This is a genomic window from Microbacterium sp. LWH3-1.2, from assembly GCF_040675855.1.
GTDB lineage: Bacteria > Actinomycetota > Actinomycetes > Actinomycetales > Microbacteriaceae > Microbacterium.
The window spans coordinates 1,757,053-1,774,395 of record NZ_JBEGIK010000001.1; the positions used below are offsets into that span (position 1 = coordinate 1,757,053).

The 17,343-nt window shown below is 70.7% G+C and carries 12 protein-coding genes; 8 read left to right on the forward strand and 4 right to left on the reverse strand.

Features of this window, described 5'->3' with window-relative positions; genetic code table 11:
• From MRBLWH3_RS08135 to MRBLWH3_RS08155, 5 genes are all read left to right on the forward strand, one after another.
• A complete protein-coding gene (locus MRBLWH3_RS08135; protein ID WP_363430376.1) occupies nt 1-672 on the forward strand; it encodes a hypothetical protein in 672 nt (223 codons plus the stop codon).
• A 91-nt stretch (nt 673-763) separates the two neighbouring features.
• The gene (locus tag MRBLWH3_RS08140) at nt 764-2,344 is read left to right on the forward strand and encodes a DNA-3-methyladenine glycosylase 2 family protein (protein WP_363430378.1); all 1,581 of its coding nucleotides are present in this window, start codon (nt 764-766) and stop codon (nt 2,342-2,344) included.
• Nucleotides 2,341-2,850: a methylated-DNA--[protein]-cysteine S-methyltransferase gene (locus MRBLWH3_RS08145; RefSeq protein ID WP_363430380.1), complete on the forward strand. Its 510-nt coding sequence runs from the start codon at nt 2,341-2,343 to the stop codon at nt 2,848-2,850. The genes MRBLWH3_RS08140 and MRBLWH3_RS08145 overlap by 4 nt, the downstream gene beginning before the upstream one ends.
• Nucleotides 2,851-3,249: 399 nt before the next feature.
• Nucleotides 3,250-5,109, forward strand: a complete 1,860-nt coding sequence (locus tag MRBLWH3_RS08150) for an ABC transporter ATP-binding protein (RefSeq protein WP_363430382.1) — start codon at nt 3,250-3,252, stop codon at nt 5,107-5,109.
• A complete protein-coding gene (locus tag MRBLWH3_RS08155; RefSeq protein ID WP_363430384.1) occupies nt 5,106-6,920 on the forward strand; it encodes an ABC transporter ATP-binding protein in 1,815 nt (604 codons plus the stop codon). The genes MRBLWH3_RS08150 and MRBLWH3_RS08155 overlap by 4 nt, the downstream gene beginning before the upstream one ends.
• Before the next feature lie 251 nt (nt 6,921-7,171).
• Here the strand turns inward: MRBLWH3_RS08155 and MRBLWH3_RS08160 are convergent, their stop codons facing one another.
• From MRBLWH3_RS08160 to MRBLWH3_RS08170, 3 genes are all read right to left on the reverse strand, one after another.
• The gene (locus tag MRBLWH3_RS08160; protein WP_363430386.1) at nt 7,172-8,086 is read right to left on the reverse strand and encodes an N-acetylglucosamine kinase; all 915 of its coding nucleotides are present in this window, start codon (nt 8,084-8,086) and stop codon (nt 7,172-7,174) included.
• Nucleotides 8,087-8,390: 304 nt separating this feature from the next.
• Nucleotides 8,391-9,359, reverse strand: coding sequence for an acetylxylan esterase (locus tag MRBLWH3_RS08165; protein WP_363430388.1), 969 nt, complete (start codon nt 9,357-9,359; stop codon nt 8,391-8,393).
• A gap of 161 nt (nt 9,360-9,520) precedes the next feature.
• Nucleotides 9,521-9,973 carry a GNAT family N-acetyltransferase gene (locus tag MRBLWH3_RS08170; RefSeq protein ID WP_116194175.1) on the reverse strand — a complete coding sequence of 151 codons (453 nt, stop codon included), beginning with the start codon at nt 9,971-9,973 and terminating at the stop codon, nt 9,521-9,523.
• Between the two features lie 146 nt (nt 9,974-10,119).
• On the opposite strand from MRBLWH3_RS08170, the gene MRBLWH3_RS08175 reads away from it, so the two are divergent.
• Nucleotides 10,120-12,333, forward strand: coding sequence for an NADP-dependent isocitrate dehydrogenase (locus tag MRBLWH3_RS08175; RefSeq protein WP_363430390.1), 2,214 nt, complete (start codon nt 10,120-10,122; stop codon nt 12,331-12,333).
• A gap of 89 nt (nt 12,334-12,422) precedes the next feature.
• Here the strand turns inward: MRBLWH3_RS08175 and MRBLWH3_RS08180 are convergent, their stop codons facing one another.
• Complete coding sequence (locus MRBLWH3_RS08180) at nt 12,423-14,453, reverse strand: L,D-transpeptidase family protein (protein ID WP_363430392.1); 2,031 nt, start codon at nt 14,451-14,453, stop codon at nt 12,423-12,425.
• 220 nt (nt 14,454-14,673) lie between these two features.
• Here MRBLWH3_RS08180 and MRBLWH3_RS08185 point away from each other — a divergent pair, with 220 nt between their 5' ends.
• Nucleotides 14,674-15,873, forward strand: coding sequence for an ROK family transcriptional regulator (locus MRBLWH3_RS08185; RefSeq protein WP_414685322.1), 1,200 nt, complete (start codon nt 14,674-14,676; stop codon nt 15,871-15,873).
• Nucleotides 15,874-16,009: 136 nt separating this feature from the next.
• Nucleotides 16,010-17,278 (forward strand): extracellular solute-binding protein, encoded by a 1,269-nt coding sequence (locus MRBLWH3_RS08190; protein ID WP_363430394.1) that lies wholly within the window; start codon nt 16,010-16,012, stop codon nt 17,276-17,278.
• Nucleotides 17,279-17,343: the final 65 nt, after the last annotated feature.

Below are 17,343 nucleotides of genomic sequence, written 5' to 3' on the forward strand. Positions count from 1 at the left end.
ATGGCTTTCGCACTCATCCTTCCGGCTTCGCGTGCCTGGATCGACGTCCCGAGCGGGGAGAAGGCGGTGGCAGAGGCGGATCGCGTGGCGGTGCTCCTGCGCGGCGACTATGAACGCTGGTCGCGCTGGGCGCTCGGGCTCGTGTGCTTCGTGGCGTCGGTGCTGGGCGCGTTCGTCATCGGCGGGATGCTCGACGCGATCGCGGCGCTCGGCGGCGCGGTCGCCCTGGTCGATGTCATCGTCATCGTGCTCGCCGCGGTCATCGCCGTCGCCGGCGCGACGGGACTCGTGCGGCTGTGGCTGACCGGCCGGGCCCTGACGAGGGCCGCGACCGACTGGCTCCGCCTGCCGTACCGTCAGGGCGGTCGCGCTCGGCGCGGCGGCGGGTGGGTGCTCGCCCGCACGACGAACTTCGACCCGCCCATCTTCGCCCGGCTCACGACGGCCACGCTCGCCTTCCTCCTCGCGATCGGTGGAGTGGCGCTCGCGCTGCGCGATCTGGCCGCCGACTCGTTCGCCGGCCTTTCCGCGACGGCAGGCCTCGTCGGCATCACCGCCCTCGCGTGTGCTCTGGGCCAGGCCGGCGGCGTCGCCCGGATCGTCTCCGGTGTGAGCGAGGGCGATCCGCTCTGGCATCGTCTGCGCTCGGCGTTCGTCCGCACCGACCGGTAGGCGCCGGCGCGTCCCCAGCGGCCGACGGCGACGCGACAGTCGTGTCCGATTTCCGCGAGCCGACGTCGGGGGAGCGTGTCAGGCTAGGGGCATGAGCCTGGCCATGACGTTCGAGGAGCGCTACCGCGCGATCGATTCGCGCGACGCCCGCTTCGACGGGCAGTTCGTCACCGCGGTGCGCTCGACCGGGATCTACTGCCGTCCGAGCTGCCCCGCCCGCACTCCCAAGGCCTCGAACGTCACGTTCTACCCCACAAGTGCCGCCGCGCACGAGGCGGGCTACCGTGCCTGCAAGCGCTGCCTGCCCGAGGCGGCGCCCGGCTCGCCGCAGTGGAACCTGCGTGGCGACACCGCAGGACGCGCCATGCGGCTCATCGCCGACGGCGTCGTCGAGCGCGAGGGCGTCCCCGGCCTCGCACTGCGCCTCGGCTACTCACCGCGCCACCTGACGCGGCTGCTCACCGCCGAGCTCGGCGCCGGCCCGCTGGCCCTCAGCCGCGCACACCGCGCGCAGACCGCCCGGATGCTGCTCGTCGGCACCGAACTCTCGGCCGCCGATGTCGCGTTCTCCAGCGGGTTCGCGAGCGTGCGCCAGTTCAACGACACCATCCGTGAGGTGTTCGGGATGCCGCCGCTCGAGCTGCGCGCGCGGCGTCGCGTCTCGCGCCACGAAGGGCCGGGTGCGCCTGCGCCCGGAGTCACGATCGACCTCGCCCTCCCGCACCGCGGCGCGATGGATGCACAAGGACTCTTCTCATGGATGGCGGCCCGCGCCGTCTCGGGCGCCGAGGCGGCGACCGCCTCCACGTTCGCCCGCACGATCCGCCTTCCGCACGGCCCCGCCTGGTTCGAGCTGCGCCTCGACGACCTGGGGCAGGTGCGGCTGCGGGCCGCGCTCACGAATCTCGCCGACCTGTCGATGCTCGTCACCCGGGCGCGGCGCCTCTTCGATCTCGACGCCGACCCGGACGCGGTGGACGACTCGCTGGCGCGGCATCCGGAGCTCGCTCCTCTCGTGGCTGCGTTGCCGGGCATCCGGGTTCCGGGTGCCGCCGATCCGCACGAGATGCTGATCCGCGCGATGGTCGGCCAGCAGATCACGGTGGTCGCGGCTCGCACCGCGCTGACGGCGCTCACCGCCGCGCTCGGCGAGGAGGTCCCGGCATTCGCGGGGATGATGTCGCTCGGCGCCGGCGCCGACGACAACCCCGCTCCTGCCCGTCTGTTCCCGACGATGGCCGCCATCGCAGAGCGCGGCCACGAGGCGCTCCGCGGTCCGGCCGCGCGCATCCGCGCCATCACCGGAGCCGCCTCGGCTCTCGCCGAAGGGTCGCTCATCCTCACCGCCGGCGACGACGCCGCCGAGCAGCGCGCCGCTCTCCTCGCGATGCCCGGCATCGGACCCTGGACCGCCGACTACGTGCGCATGCGAGTGCTCGCCGACCCCGACGTCTTCCTTCCGGGCGATGTGGCCGTGCGGGCGGGCGCCGCGGCAGCGGGGCTCCCCGCCGAGGCCCGCGCGCTCGACGCCTGGGCCGCCCGCACCGCTCCCTGGCGCAGTTACCTCACCGCTCACCTGTGGCGCGCCGTCCCGCCGAGGCCTGCCGCGCCGCGCCGGGTCGCGGCATCCGTCATCTCTTCATCGCTCATCACGACCGGAGGCATGTCATGACCACCGCCACCATCCAGACCCTCGACACCCCCGACGGCGCGTTCACGATCCTCGCCGACGACGGCGGACGCGTGCTCGCCTCAGGGTGGACCGCCGACGCCGGCACGATCCTCGCGCGCCTCGCGGACCGCGTGCGTCCGTCGTCGGTCGAGGAGGGCGAGACGGATGCCGCCGCCGCCGTCGCCGCCTACTACGGCGGAGACCTTGCCGCGATCGACGAGGTCGCGGTGTCGCAGCACGGCACCGCGATGCAGCTCGCAGGGTGGGCTGCGCTGCGGCGCATCGCCCCGGGGCGCCCGCTCACGTACAGCGAGTTCGCCGTCGAGCTCGGGTCTCCGAGCGCGGTGCGTGCCGCAGCATCCATCTGCGCCCGCAACGCGCCCGCGCTGTTCGTGCCGTGCCATCGGGTGCTGCGCACGGACGGCACGCTGGGCGGGTTCGCCTGGGGGCTCCCCGTCAAGCAGCGCCTGCTCGAGCGAGAAGCGGCGGTGCCCGCGCTGATCTGAACCACTCGCCTCAACCGCTTTCCGGAGACCGGAAAGCGGTTGTTGCATTCAGGCAACACTCAGATATAGGCTGGAGGGCTGTCGCGCCGCTGGGTCACCGAGCGGCGTGCACAGCCCGATTCCGCTCAGCCCAAGGAGGACGAAATGTATCAGGCCGCCATCGCCGCGAAGACCGCATTCGTCCTTCGTCTCGCGGGACGCCGCACCGCCTCCCGGCTGCCGCGTCCCCGCGTCCAGGGGTAGTCCGCTCCTCGCATCCGCCGGTCCTGCCGGATTCGGCATACTGCCGTCCTCCGGAGCGTTCCTCCACCCAGGAAGCTCCTCTCTCATGACAGCGCTCCCACGCGTCGCTGTCGCCACGCGACCCGACGACGGGTCATCGTCACACCCACAAGGATCATGACCACTACCGCCCTCGCTGAACGATCAGAACAGCCGCAACGGTCCGAACCGTCCACCTTCCAAGCCCTCGCCCGACTCCTTCCCTTCGCGAAGCCGGTGCTTCCGCGTCTGGTGATGGGCGCCGCCAGCGCGCTCGTCGCGAGCCTGCTCGCACTGACCATCCCGCTCGTGCTCGAGCAGGTCGTCGCCGGCCCGATCGCCTCCGGCGACATCGCCATGATCGGGTGGGGCGCCGCCGCGATCCTCGCGCTGGGACTCGCCGAGGCGCTCATGGTCTGGCTCCGTCGCTGGTTCGTGCTCGGCCCCGCGACCATGGTCGAGTACGAGCTGCGACAGACGTTCTACTCCCGCCTGCAGCGCCTGCCGGTCGCGTTCCACGATCGGTGGCAGTCGGGGCAGCTGCTGAGCCGCATGATGCAGGACATCAGCATGCTGCGCCGCTGGCTCGCCTTCGGCCTCGTGCTGCTCGTCGTCAACGTCATCACCATCGCCGTCGGCACGGCGCTGCTGTTCCGCTGGCACTGGGCGCTCGGCACGATCTTCCTCGTGACGTCGGCACCGCTCTGGTACGCGGGATACCGGTTCGAGAAGTCGTACGGCACGCTCGCGCGCCAGTCGCAGGACCAGGCGGGCGACCTCGCCACCTCGGTCGAGGAGAGCGTGCACGGAATCCGCGTGCTCAAGGCGTTCGGCCGCGGCAAGCACGCGCTGCAGAAGTTCACGCGCCAGGCCGAGACGCTGCGCGAGACCGAGCTCAGCAAGGCGCGCGCCGTCGGCTGGATCTGGTTCTGGCTCGTGCTGCTGCCCGATATCGCGTTCGCGCTGTGCCTCGGCGCGGGCATCTACCTCACGGCGATCGGCCAGCTCCAGGGCCCCGAGCTCATCGCGTTCTTCGCCATGGCGACGGTGCTGCGCTGGCCGATGGAGTCGATCGGATTCCTGTTCTCGTTCCTCCTCGACGCGCGCACGGCGACCGACCGCATCTTCGAGGTGTTCGACGAGCAGAACACGATCGTCGAACCCGAGGAGCCGAAGACCATCGCGAAGCCGCGCGGCGAGCTCGCGTTCGAGGGCGTGCATTTCCGGTATCAGGATGCTGCGGACCGCGAGCGCGATCTTCTCAACGGTGTCGACCTCGTGCTGCGGCCCGGAGAGACGATGGCGCTCGTGGGCCTCACCGGCTCGGGCAAGACGACCCTCACGACGCTGCCCACGCGCCTGTACGACGTGACCGGAGGCCGCGTCACGCTCGACGGCGTCGACGTGCGCGACCTGACGCTCGCCGAGCTGCGCCGGCACATCGGCATGGCGTTCGAGGACGCGACACTCTTCTCCCAGACCGTGCGCGACAACGTGCTGCTGGGTCGCGAGGACCTCGTGCCCGGCAGCCCCGAGGCCGAACGCGTGATGCGCGAGGCGCTCGACGTGGCGCAGGCGTCGTTCGTCGACGAGCTGCCCGACGGCGTCGACACGATCATCGGTGAAGAGGGACTGTCCCTCTCGGGTGGCCAGCGTCAGCGTCTGGCGCTGGCTCGTGCCGTGGCCGCGCGGCCCGCAGTGCTCGTGCTCGACGACCCGCTGTCGGCGCTCGACGTCGACACCGAGGCGCTCGTCGAGGACGCGCTCCGCGAGGTCCTGCACGAGACGACGGCGCTCGTGGTCGCGCACCGTCCGTCGACGGTCACGCTCGCCGACCGTGTCGCCCTTCTCGAGGCGGGACGAGTGACGGCCGTCGGAACCCATTCCGAGCTGCTGCGCAGCAGTGAGCACTACCGGCACGTGATCTCGAGTCTCGAGATCGAGCAGGCCCGCATCCGGGCGAGACAGGAAGGCCAGGATTGGGAGGTGACCCTGTGAGCACGACGGTGACCGGAACGAGCGGCGAAGACCGCTCCGACTACACGCGCGCCGAGAGCACGGCGATCCGCAAGCGCTCGCTGCGCCTGCTCGGCTCGCTCATCACCCCGGTGCGGGGGCAGCTGATCCTCGCGGGCGTCGTGCTCGTGGTCTCGACCGCACTGCGCGTCGCGGGGCCGTGGCTCATCGGCGTGGGCATCAACAACGCGCTGCCCGCCGCGGTGGAGCGCATGGATTGGGCGCCGACGATCCTCGTGGTGCTCGTGTACCTCGTGACCGCGCTCGGCGGCGCCGCCCTCATCGGGTGGTACGTCGTCGTCGCGGCGCGCCTCACCCAGGCGATCATGTTGGACCTGCGCAAGCGCATCTTCCTGCACACGCAGCGGCTGAGCCTGGAGTTCCACGAGTCGTACACGTCGGGCCGCATCATCTCGCGGCAGACGAGCGACCTCGACACCATCCGCGAACTCCTCGACGGCGGACTCAACGAGCTGGTCTCGGGCATCCTGTACGGCGCGTTCACGCTGATCGCGCTGTTCATCGTGGACTGGCAGTCGGGCCTGATCCTCACGTTCATGGGCATCCCGCTCTTCCTCCTGATGCGCTGGTTCTACACCCGCTCGCAGCTCGTGTACCGGGAGTCGCGCGTCATCAGCGCGAAGGTGATCGTGAAGTTCGTCGAGACGATGACGGGCATCCGCGCCGTGAAGGCCTTCCGCAAGGAGGGCCGCAACGACGAGGAGTTCGGCGGTCTGGCGATGGACTACCGCGACGTCAACATGCGCTCGATCCGCCTGTTCGGCACGTTCGAGCCGGGGCTCATGGCCGTGGCGTCGTTCACCCTCGCGATCGTCATCGCGTGGGGCGGCATCCGTGTCGTCGACGGCGCGATGGAGATCGGCTTCCTGCTGTCGGCCGTGCTGTACGTCCGCAACTTCTTCTCGCCGCTCCAGGAGGTCGCGTTCTTCCTGAACTCGTACCAGTCCGCGACGGCGGCGCTCGAGAAGGTGTCGGGCGTCCTGGAGGAGGAGCCCACGGTTCCGGACCCCAAGACCCCGGTCGACCTGTGGGAGGCGAAAGGGCACATCCGGTTCGACGACGTGCTGTTCGGGTACTCCCAGGACCGCGTCATCCTTCCGGATTTCTCGCTCGACATCCCGGCCGGTCAGACGATCGCACTCGTCGGCACGACGGGTGCCGGCAAGTCGACGCTCGCCAAGCTCGTGTCGCGGTTCTACGACCCGACACGCGGCGCGGTGACGCTCGACGGTGTGGATCTGCGCAACCTGCACCCGAAGGATCTCCGCCGCGCGATCGTCATGGTCACCCAGGAGGCCTACCTGTTCAGCGGAACAGTCGCCGACAACATCGCGTTGGGCAAGCCCGACGCGACGATGGACGAGATCCAGGCTGCGGCGCGCGCGGTGGGAGCGGATGCCTTCATCCAGGCCCTTCCCGACGGCTACGCGACCGACGTCAACAAGCGCGGCGGTCGCGTGTCGGCGGGTCAGCGTCAGCTGATCTCGTTCGCGCGGGCGTTCCTCGCGAACCCGGCGGTGCTGATCCTCGACGAGGCGACGGCGTCGCTCGACATCCCGTCGGAGCGTCAGATCCAGGACGCGCTGCAGACGCTGCTCGCCGACCGCACCGCGATCATCATCGCGCACCGCCTCTCGACGGTCGCGATCGCGGACCGCGTGCTGGTCATGGAGCATGGCGAGATCATCGAGGACGACACCCCCGAGCAGCTCATCGGCGGCACCGGCAAGTTCGCCCAGCTCCACGCCGCGTGGCAGGAGTCGCTCGTCTAGCCCGGTCCGACGTCGACCCCGGATGCCCCGGCCCCCTGTCCACACACTCAGGGCCGGGGCATCCGCCGTCTCGGCGAAGCCGGCCGATCACGGACATCCGGTGTCCCGCGGCTCGCCTGTCACAAAGCGTCGCGAGATGCGGCACATTGTGACAGGTGAGCACATCCCGGGGCGGCTCACCTGTCACAAGGTGCCGCGCGGGGCGACCCTTCGTGACAGGTGAGCGATTGCTGGCCGGGGAGTGAGAAACCTCAGACGTACGCGATCGAGACCGCGTGGGCGAGCGGATGCTGCGGTGCGAGGTCCGCGAGTGCCGCGGCGCCGTCGATGCCGTGGCCGAGGGGCTCGACGAGCGTGACGTCGAACTCGCTCGCGGCGATGTGCGACGCGAACGCCTCGCGCAGCTGCGGGGAGCGGAAGACGCCGCCGATCGCGCAGGCGGCGAACTGCTCGCCAGGCTCGTCGGAGCGCACGTGGCGCAGCGCCGTCTCGACGCTGTGCGCGAGCTCACCGCCGGCTCGCACCGTGATGTCCTGCGACACCGCGTCGCCCTCCGTCGCGAGGCGCGAGACGTGCGCCGCGAAGGACGCGATCACGCTCACCCGCTCGGGGTCGGACTGCAGCTGGATGTACGCCTGGCTGAGGTCGGGCCAGCGCTCCTCGGCCACCGTGCGCAGCGCCGTCGCCGGCCCGCGACCGTCGTACTCGCGCATCACGGCGTCGAGGGACTCGCGCCCGATCCAGTAGCCGCTGCCCGCGTCACCCATCAGATAGCCCCACCCGTCGACCCGCGCCACCCGCGACGCGCCCACGGCGAGTGTCACGACGCCGGTGCCCGCCGCGACGACGGCGCCCCGCGTGTCGCCGAGCGCGCCGAGGAACGAGGTCGTCGAATCGTGCGCCAGGATCACCTCGCGCACCGCGGGGTCGTCGATGCGGGCGAGGAGGGCCGCAGCATCCGATTCCCGCGTGGTGAGGCCCGAGACACCGGCGCTCACGACGGAGACCTCGGCGCCCGTCCGCTCGATCGCGGCGCGGGTGACGGCGGCGAGCTGGGGGATGAGCGGCTCGCCGGTGCGGATGCCCGGGAACACGAAGTCGTGCTCGCGCACGCGCACTTTGATGCCGGTCTGGCCCGCGTCGATCGCGATCACCGCGGCGGTCACGCGACCCCCGCCGGGAGGGCCGTGCGCTCCGCGCGGAGATGCTCGTCCGCGGGCTTGCCGCATGCGCAGTCGTCGTTCGCGCGAGGTTCCTCCACGGAGTACGCCCGCGCGGGAATGTCCCACGACATCAATCCCCCCCTCACGCGCGCTGTTCGCGCGCCTCGAACATGATCCTGTCGTACCGCAGTTGCTCGTCGCCCGAAACCTCACAGGGCAAGGACCAGCTGTTCGGCCGGTCTGGGAAGAGGCCATGGGGCGGCTGCTGCCGTGATGCCCTGGCAGATCCAGCGCCGAGGCGCGGCTGCTAGAGCAGGTCGCCGAAGAAGCGGGCTTGCTTCGGGAACTGGAACGCCTGGCCGCCCTCGTGACCGTTGTGCGTGTAGACCTCGATCTGCTTCGTCGCGGTCGAGTGGCGGTTGAACGCCGCGTACACGGTGGACGGCGGGCAGATGGTGTCCATGAGCGCGACGGAGTAGAGGGCCGCAGCATCCGCTCGCTTCGCCATGTTCACGCCGTCGAAGTACGACAGCGTCTCGAACACGCGCTCGTCGCGACCGCGGTGGACCGCGAGATAGCGCACGACCTCCTGGTACGGGTCATCGCCCGTGAGGCCGACGGCGCGCTCGAAGTGGCAGAGGAACGGCACGTCGGGCATGACGGCGACGATGTCGTCCGACAGGCCTGCCGCTGCGATCGCGATGCCGCCGCCCTGGCTCGCGCCGCACAGTGCGATGCGGCCGGCATCGATCTGCGGCAGCGTGCGCACCGCGTCGACAGCGCGCACGGCATCCGTGAAGACGCGGCGGTAGTAGTACGTCTCAGGGTCCTCGATGCCGCGCGTCATGAAGCCCGACGAGGAGGGTCCGGTGCCGTGCGGGTCGAGGGTGTCGCCGCCGGAGCCCCACATCGATCCCTGGCCGCGAGTGTCCATGAAGAGGTGCGCGTAACCCGCGGCTGCCCAGCCGAGGCGCTCGCCGGCGAGACCGCGTCCGCCGCCGTAGCCCTGGTACTCGACGACCGCGGGGAGCGGGCCCCCGGCGCCGGTGGGGAGCGTCAGCCACGCCTTGATCGGGTCGCCGCCGAAGCCGGGGAACGTCACGTCGAAGATGTCGACCAGTGCGTACGGCGTCTCGAGGCGCACGAGGTCGGGGGACGCATCCCACTGCCGCGACTGCGCGAGGGTCTCGGCCCAGAAGGCGTCGAAGTCGGCGGGTTCGCGAACGTCGGGGGCGTAGTCCGCGAGTTCCGCGGGGGACAGATCGAATCTCGGCACGCGCTCACCCTAGCGCGTCGCGCGGAAGCGTTTCGACGCCGCAGGCCGAGAAGGCGACGGGGTCTCGATGGGGGAGGGGTATTCGAGGCCCCGCCGCCGGTCTCTGAGCGCCCGGCGGGCGCTGTGTGGGGAAGTCTTCGGGTCGATCGTGCGGCTTTGCGTCAGAGGCGGATCTCTGCGATGACTTCACCGTACTCGGTCTCGCCGACCGGTGTGAAGCCCACGCGCTCGAAGAATGCCTGCGGACCGCCTTCGCCGGCCTCGTAGATGACGTTCACGTGGTCCATTCCGCGGTTCCGGGCCTCTTCGAGGAGCCCGGCCACCGCGAAGCGGCCGACGCCGCGGCCCTGGTCGTCGGCGTCGACGTTGATGCGCCAGAGCACCGAGCGGAAGTGCTCCTGCGGATCGTCGGGGTCGAAGTTGCCGCTGACGAAGGCGACGACCTCCTCGCCGTCGAGGACCACGCGCTGCCAGGTCGTCTGCGGGTTCACGACCGTCGCGGCGATGCCGTAGCTCACCGGCGACAGGTACTCCTCCTGGCCGGGCTTGAGCGACATATTGTTGACCGCCACGATGGTCGCGGCGGACAGTTCGACGAGTCGCAGTTCACCCATGGACCACAGGCTAGCCCCCATGGCGAGATCCGGCATCGTCGGAGTCTCGGATTAACACGGAGTTCATACGGAGAAGTATCTTGACGTCGAGATATCTCGGCCGCTTGCGATAGGCTGAACGCCGACCCGCAAGAAGGACGTGACTGGTGACCGACTCGACCATCATCTACACCTACACCGACGAGGCGCCGGCCCTCGCGACCGCCTCATTCCTGCCGATCGTGCAGGCCGTGACCCGCCAGGCGGGAGTGGACGTCGAGACGCGCGACATCTCGCTCGCGGGCCGCATCCTCGCGGCGTTCCCGCAGAGCCTGACGCCCGAGCAGCAGGTCGGCGACGCGCTGGCCGAGCTCGGCGGTCTCGCGACGCTCCCCGAGGCCAACATCATCAAGCTGCCGAACATCTCGGCCTCCATCCCGCAGCTCAAGGCCGCGATCGCCGAGCTGCAGGCGCAGGGCTACGACATCCCGGACTACCCGGACGAGGCGCAGTCCCTCGAAGACAAGGACGTGCGCGCGCGCTACGACCGCATCAAGGGCTCGGCCGTGAACCCCGTGCTCCGCGAGGGCAACAGCGACCGCCGTGCGCCGCTGTCGGTGAAGAGCTACGCGCGCAAGCACCCGCACCGCAACAAGGCGTTCGGCGAGGGCTCGAAGACCCGCGTCGCGACGCTCGGCCACGACGACTTCAAGTCGAACGAGAAGACCACCGTCATCCCCGCCGACGACGTGCTCTCGATCCGCTTCGTCGCCGCCGACGGCACCACGACGGAGCTGAAGACCGGCATCAAGGTGCTCCCCGGCGAGATCGTCGACGGCACATTCCTCTCGGCGGCCGCGCTCGACGCGTTCCTCGCCGAGACGCTCGAGACGGCCAAGAGCGAGGATGTGCTCTACTCGGTGCACCTCAAGGCCACGATGATGAAGGTCAGCGACCCGATTATCTTCGGTCACGTCGTGAAGGCGTACTACGCCGACGTGTTCGACACCTTCGGCGACAAGATCGCCGAGGCGGGCCTCACCCCCAACGACGGACTGGGCGCGATCCTCGCAGGCCTGGCGGACGTCGAGGGCGGTGGCGAGATCGCCGCCGCGTTCGCCGCCGCGACCGACACCCCGCGCCTGTCGTACGTGAACTCCGACAAGGGCATCACCAACCTCCACGTGCCGTCCGACGTCATCGTCGACGCGTCCATGCCCGCGCTCGTCCGCAACGGCGGCAAGCTGTGGGGCGCCGACGGCGGCGAGGCCGACACCCTGGCCGTCATCCCCGACTCGTCGTACGCGGGCGTCTACCAGACCGTGATCGACGACGTCATCGCGCACGGCCCGCTCGACCCCGCGACCATCGGCACCGTCCCGAACGTCGGTCTCATGGCGCAGGCCGCCGAGGAGTACGGCAGCCACGACAAGACCTTCGAGCTCGCCGCTGCCGGCACCGTCCAGGTCGTGAACCATGCCGGCGACGTGCTCCTCGAGCATGCCGTGCAGCAGGGCGACATCTGGCGCGCGACCCAGACCAAGGACGTCGCGATCCGCGACTGGGTGAAGCTGGCGGTCGCGCGCGCTCGCGCCACCGGCGCCCCCGCGGTGTTCTGGCTCGATGAGAACCGCTCGCACGACGCGGCGCTCATCGCCAAGGTCAAGACGTACCTCGCCGACCACGACACCGACGGGCTCACGATCGAGATCCTCGCCCCCGCCGCGGCGACCCAGTACTCGCTGGACCGCCTGCGCAAGGGCGAAGACACCATCTCGGTGACCGGCAACGTGCTGCGCGACTACCTCACCGACCTGTTCCCGATCCTCGAGGTCGGCACGAGCGCCAAGATGCTGTCCATCGTCCCGCTCCTCGCGGGGGGCGGCCTCTTCGAGACCGGCGCGGGCGGCTCGGCCCCCAAGCACGTGCAGCAGCTCCTCGCCGAGGACTACCTGCGCTGGGACTCGCTCGGCGAGTTCTTCGCGCTCGCCGCGTCGCTGGAGCACCTGGCCGACTTCACCGGCAACGTGAAGGCGCGGGTGCTGGCCGACACGTTGGATGCCGCCACGGGCACGTTCCTCGAGAACGACAAGTCGCCCGGCCGCGCGCTCGGCACGATCGACAACCGCGGCAGCCACTTCTATCTCGCGCTCTACTGGACGCAGGAGCTCGCGAAGCAGCAGGCCGACCCCGAGCTCGCGGCGGCCTTCGGTCCCGTGGCCGAGGCGCTCGCGGCGAACGAGCAGAAGATCGTCGAAGAGCTCCTCGCGGTTCAGGGCTCGGCCGTCGAGATCGGCGGCTATTATCGCCCGGACGCCGACCTGGTCGCGGGTGTCATGCGGCCGTCGCAGACCTTCAACGAGGTCATCGACGCGCTCTGACGACGAACACGCGAGAGGGCCGGATGCTGCAGCATCCGGCCCTCTCGCGTGTGAAGCGTCCGAGGGGCGTCGTCGAGACGCGACACCTGTCAGGCGTGGACCCACACCTCGGTGCCGCGCGCCGTCCAGTCGTAGACGAACTTGGCGTCGTCGTTCCACATGTTGACGCAGCCATGGCTCTGCGGCACTCCGAGACGGCTGCGGAACGCCGAGGCGCCGTGGAACGCGATGTCCGGCGCGAACCACGTGATCCAGGGCACGTCCTTCGTGCAATAGCTGTTCACGGCGGCCGGGTTGTAGCACAGCGCGCCCATGTCCTGGACGCGGGTGTAGGCGTTCACGGTGAAATGGCCGGTGGGCGTCGGCGTGCCGGACAGCCCCGAAGAGATCGGGTACGAGCGGATCGCGCTGCCGTTCTCGAAGAGGGTCGCTGTCTGGCTGGACAGGTCTACCTCGATCGTGCGGGCGAGCGTCGCGACGACGGGCGCGACCTCGGTCACGGGCGTCTGGAACACCGCGTCGCCCGTCGCCAGCTGGGCGGCGAAGTCTGAGGCCAGTCCGGAGGTGTCGCCGACCTCGCGTCCCGAGATCCCGGGCGCCTCCTCGCGGAGCACCTTGCCCGCCGAGTTGGTGATGACCGCGCCGTTCTCGGCCGGCCGGTCGACGGCCGCCGGAAGCCCGTCGACCACGGCCTGGATGGCCGCCTCGTCGGCGGTGATCTCGTAGGCGGCGTTCTCCGGATCGGGCGTGACGGTCAGCCAGGCGGCCAGCGTCGCCCGATCGATCGGGACGGTGCGCTCTTCGCCCACGTAGAAGCCGGCGGTGTCGAGCATGCCGTTCAGCTGCGCGGCGGTCGCATCGGCGGTCTCGGTCGAGATGGCGGCAGGGACGTCGGCGGAGACCGGGTCGAGCTGCACGCGGGTCTCGCCGGCCTCGAATGCCGCCTGGATCGCGCCCTGGACGGCGGCCACGTCGATCCCGGTGCCGGCGACCGCGGGCGTTGAGACGTACGACGCGGTTGCCGCGTCGTACGCGAGCGTCGCTTCGGTGGCGTCGGTGTAGAGCTGCGGCGCGGCCTCGCGCAGTGCTTCGGTGGCCGCCGCGGGGTCGAGCTCGATCTCCGCGTCGGTCGTGGCGAACCACGCCGTCGGGTTCCACATCGGATGCTGTGCGAACGCGGCGTCGGCGAGCGCCTGGGCATCGACTGCAGCGCCGAGCTCGGCACCGGTGACCTCGGCGTCCTCGCCGGCGCCTGTGAGCACGACGGTCGTCTCGCCGAGGCGCTGCTCGATGGCCGCCGCAGCCGCGCCGGGTGTGAGCCAGCCGACCGGCACGCCGGCGACCGCGGTGCCGGGCGCGATGAGCACGAGCGACGAGACCACGAGCCCGACCACGGCCACGCCGGCCGCCGCGCTGATCCAGAGCGCCGTGTGCTTCTTCTTCGGCTGGGGCTCGGCGGGCGCCCACGCGAAGGCGGGCGAGCCGTCCGCGGGAGCGGTAGCGGTGCCGACGGCGGTCGCCGTCTCGGCGGAGAGATCCGCAGTGGGCGCGAGAGCGGTCGCGGCTGCCGGCGTCAGCACGGCGGTCGCGACGGCGACGGTCTCTGCGTCGGTGTCGGTGTCGGTGGTGACGGATGCCTCGACCTGGGTGTCCTCGCCCTCGGGCTCGACCTTCGCGTCGTGTTCCGCCTCCGGCTCGGGGTCCGGGTGCGCTTCGGGGTCGGCGTCGTCCGCAGGCTCGGCCTCGCCCTCGGGCTCGACCTTCGCGTCGTGTTCCGCCTCCGGCTCGGGGTCCGGGTGCGCTTCGGGGTCGGCGTCGTCCGCAGGCTCGGCCTCGCCCTCGGGCTCGACCTTCGCGTCGTGTTCCGCCTCCGGCTCGGGGTCGTCGGGTTGCGCCGGCGCGTCCGCGCTGTCGGCTGCGGGGGAGTCATCCGCGACCGCGGGCGCGGCGGGCTCTGCCGTTTCGGCGTCCGCCGGGGGCTCCGCATCCGTCTCGTCCACCGCCTCAGGTGCCGCAGTGTCCGCCGCTGCGGTCTGCTCGTCCTCGACGGCCTGCTCGGCCTGGACGGCGTCGCCGACGGACGCCTTTCCGGCCTGCGACTCGGTCGCCAGATTCGTCACGCCACACCCCCGACTGTGATCCACGCTTCCCCCCATGGTAGGCGACTCGCCCGGGTGCTGAGGTCACGTCCTGGTCACGCACGAACCGCCGGTCACGACCGGAAACGCGCGCCCAACCCCGTAACGATCGCGACACGGCGGATCACGGTTTTGTAAAGCATCCGCTCAAATACCCCTGAAGGGCTTGCGGAAAGATGGTTCGTAAGGTCTACTAACAAACATGTCCCACACGGAAGCGCGACGCGGGCCCTCCCATTTCGACGCGTCGCAGAGCCCCGCCACGAGCACCCGCGCCTTCATGCCCGGGCGTTCGCTCCGCCAGGGCGCGAAGGTCCTGCCCGAGCACGCTCGCGGCCACAACCGCTCGCTCGTGCTGCAGACCCTGTTCCACCAGGGCGCCATGAGCCGCGCAGATCTGTCCCGCGAGACGGGGCTCACCCGGGTCACGATCTCCGATCTCGTCGCCGAGCTCATCGCGGACGGGTTCGTCGCCGAGATCGGCGTACGCGAAGCCTCGGGGCCCGGCAAGCCGGCGATCCTCGTCGACCTCGACCACGCCGGGCACCGGATCGTCGGGCTCGACCTCTCCGGGAGCGACACCTTCATCGGCGCCGTCCTCACGCTCGACGGCGGCATCGTCGCGCGTCGCGAGGTCGCGGTGCCCGACGCCGATGCCCTCGTCGACACCGTCGTGGAGCTCGCCCGCGCCCTCGTCGCCGACTCCCACGCACCCGTGCTCGGCATCGGCGTCGGCACCCCCGGTGTCGTCGACGACCGCGGCGTCATCCTCACGGCGCCGAACTTCGGCTGGGCCGGGTTCGACCTCGAAGGTGCGCTGCGCGGCGCGCTCGGAGTCCCCGTCCTCGTCGCGAACGACGCCAACGCCGCCGTCCTGGCCGAGTACACGTTCGGCGGCGCGCCCGACGACGTGCTCCTCGTCAAGGTCGGCCGGGGTGTCGGCTCGGGTCTTCTGCTCGCCGGTCAGCCCATGCGCGGCAGCCGCTTCGCCGCGGGCGAGATCGGCCATGTCACGGTCGGCACGGATGGCGGCCCGCAGTGCGCGTGCGGCAAGGTCGGATGCCTCGAGGCTTGGCTCTCGGTGCCCTCGCTGACCTCGCGGCTGAGCGCGGCGGCCGATCCCGCCGACCACGAGGGCATCCTCCGCGACGCGGGGGAGCGGCTCGGCATCGCGCTCGCCCCCGTGGTCGGCGCCCTCGACGTGTCGGAGATCGTCCTCTCCGGCCCCCCCGAACTCCTCGGCGGCTCCCTCGCGGAGCAGACCGTCGAGACACTCCGTGCGCGCACGCTCGCGCCGTCCGTCGACGAAGGCGTGCGAGTGCGGATGACGGAGCAAGGCCAGGACATCGTCCTGCGCGGCGCCGCCGTCATGGTCCTGTCCGGACAACTCGGGGTGTCCTGACACTGCGCGACTCCCCGACGGATCCCCCCGGATCCCACAACAACACGGAAGCTCCCCGCGGAGCCTCCTCACCCGCGGGTGGGTCACCCGGCCCATCCGAGACACCAAGAGAACACCGAAGATGAAGGAAGACACCATGAAGAAGACGCTTGGAGCTGTGGCGCTCATCGGCGCCTCGGCACTGGTGCTCGCCGGCTGCGCCGGCGGCAACGGCGGCGGCTCGGGGTCCGAAGAGGGAGCCGAGATCCGCGTGTGGCTGGTCGGCACCGACACGCCGCAGGACGCTCGCGACTACCTGAAGAAGACCTTCGAGGACGAGAACCCCGGGTCGACGCTGGTCATCGAGGAGCAGCAGTGGACCGGCCTCGTCGACAAGCTCACCACGAGCCTGTCCTCGAACGACAGCCCCGACATCGTCGAGATGGGCAACACGCAGGCTCCCGCGTTCACCTCGAGCGGCGCTCTCCTGAGCCTCGCCGACATCGAGGGCGAGCTCGGCGGCGACGACCTGCTCCCCGGGTTCGTCGAGGCCGGCAGCTGGGACGGCACCCTGTACGCGGCCCCGTACTACTCGGGCGCCCGCGTCGTCTTCTACAACACGGCGATGTACGAGCAGGCGGGCGTGGCAGTGCCCACGACGCTCGACGAGTACGTGTCGAACGGCGTGGCCCTCGCGGGCGCGCTGCCAGGTGTCTCGGGCGTCTACTTCCCGGGTAAGGACTGGTACAACGGCCTGCCGTTCATCTGGGAGAACGGCGGCGAGATCGCCGTCCAGGACGGCGACGAGTGGGACGCTCAGCTGTCGAGCGACGAGTCGCTCGCCGGCCTCGCGCAGGTCCAGGAGCTCATGACCAAGGCGTCGCTGGCACCGAAGGACGGCGACGAGGCCGACGGCTGGGTGCCCTTCCGCACCGAGCAGTCCGCCACGTACTCGGCTCCGAGCTGGGCCTACTGGTCGATCGTCGCCGACGAGGACAAGCAGCCGACGGCCGTCGCCGACATCACGGGCTACTATGCCCTTCCGGGCATGGATGGCGGCGCGGCCCAGGTCTTCGCGGGCGGCTCGAACGTCGGCATCGCCGCGAAGTCGAAGAACCCCGACCTCGCCAAGAGCGCGCTCGAGATCATGCTGAGCGACGAGTACCAGACGATCCTCGCCGAGAACGGCCTGGTCCCCGCCCTCGTCTCGCTCGGTGACAAGGTCGCCGCGGCCACGCCCGAGCTCGCGACCGTCATCGCCGAAGCCGCCGCCGACTCCAAGCTGACCCCCGCTTCGCCGAACTGGGCGGACGTCGAGGCGCAGGGCATCATGCAGGACCTGTTCGTCAACATCGCGAACGGCGGCGACATCAAGGAGCTCGCCACCGCAGCCGACGAGCAGATCGAATCGATCCTGAACGGCTGACGTCACTGAACGGGGTGCTCCGTGCCGCGGGGCGCCCCGTTCCATGCCCGCTCAGGGCTCGACAC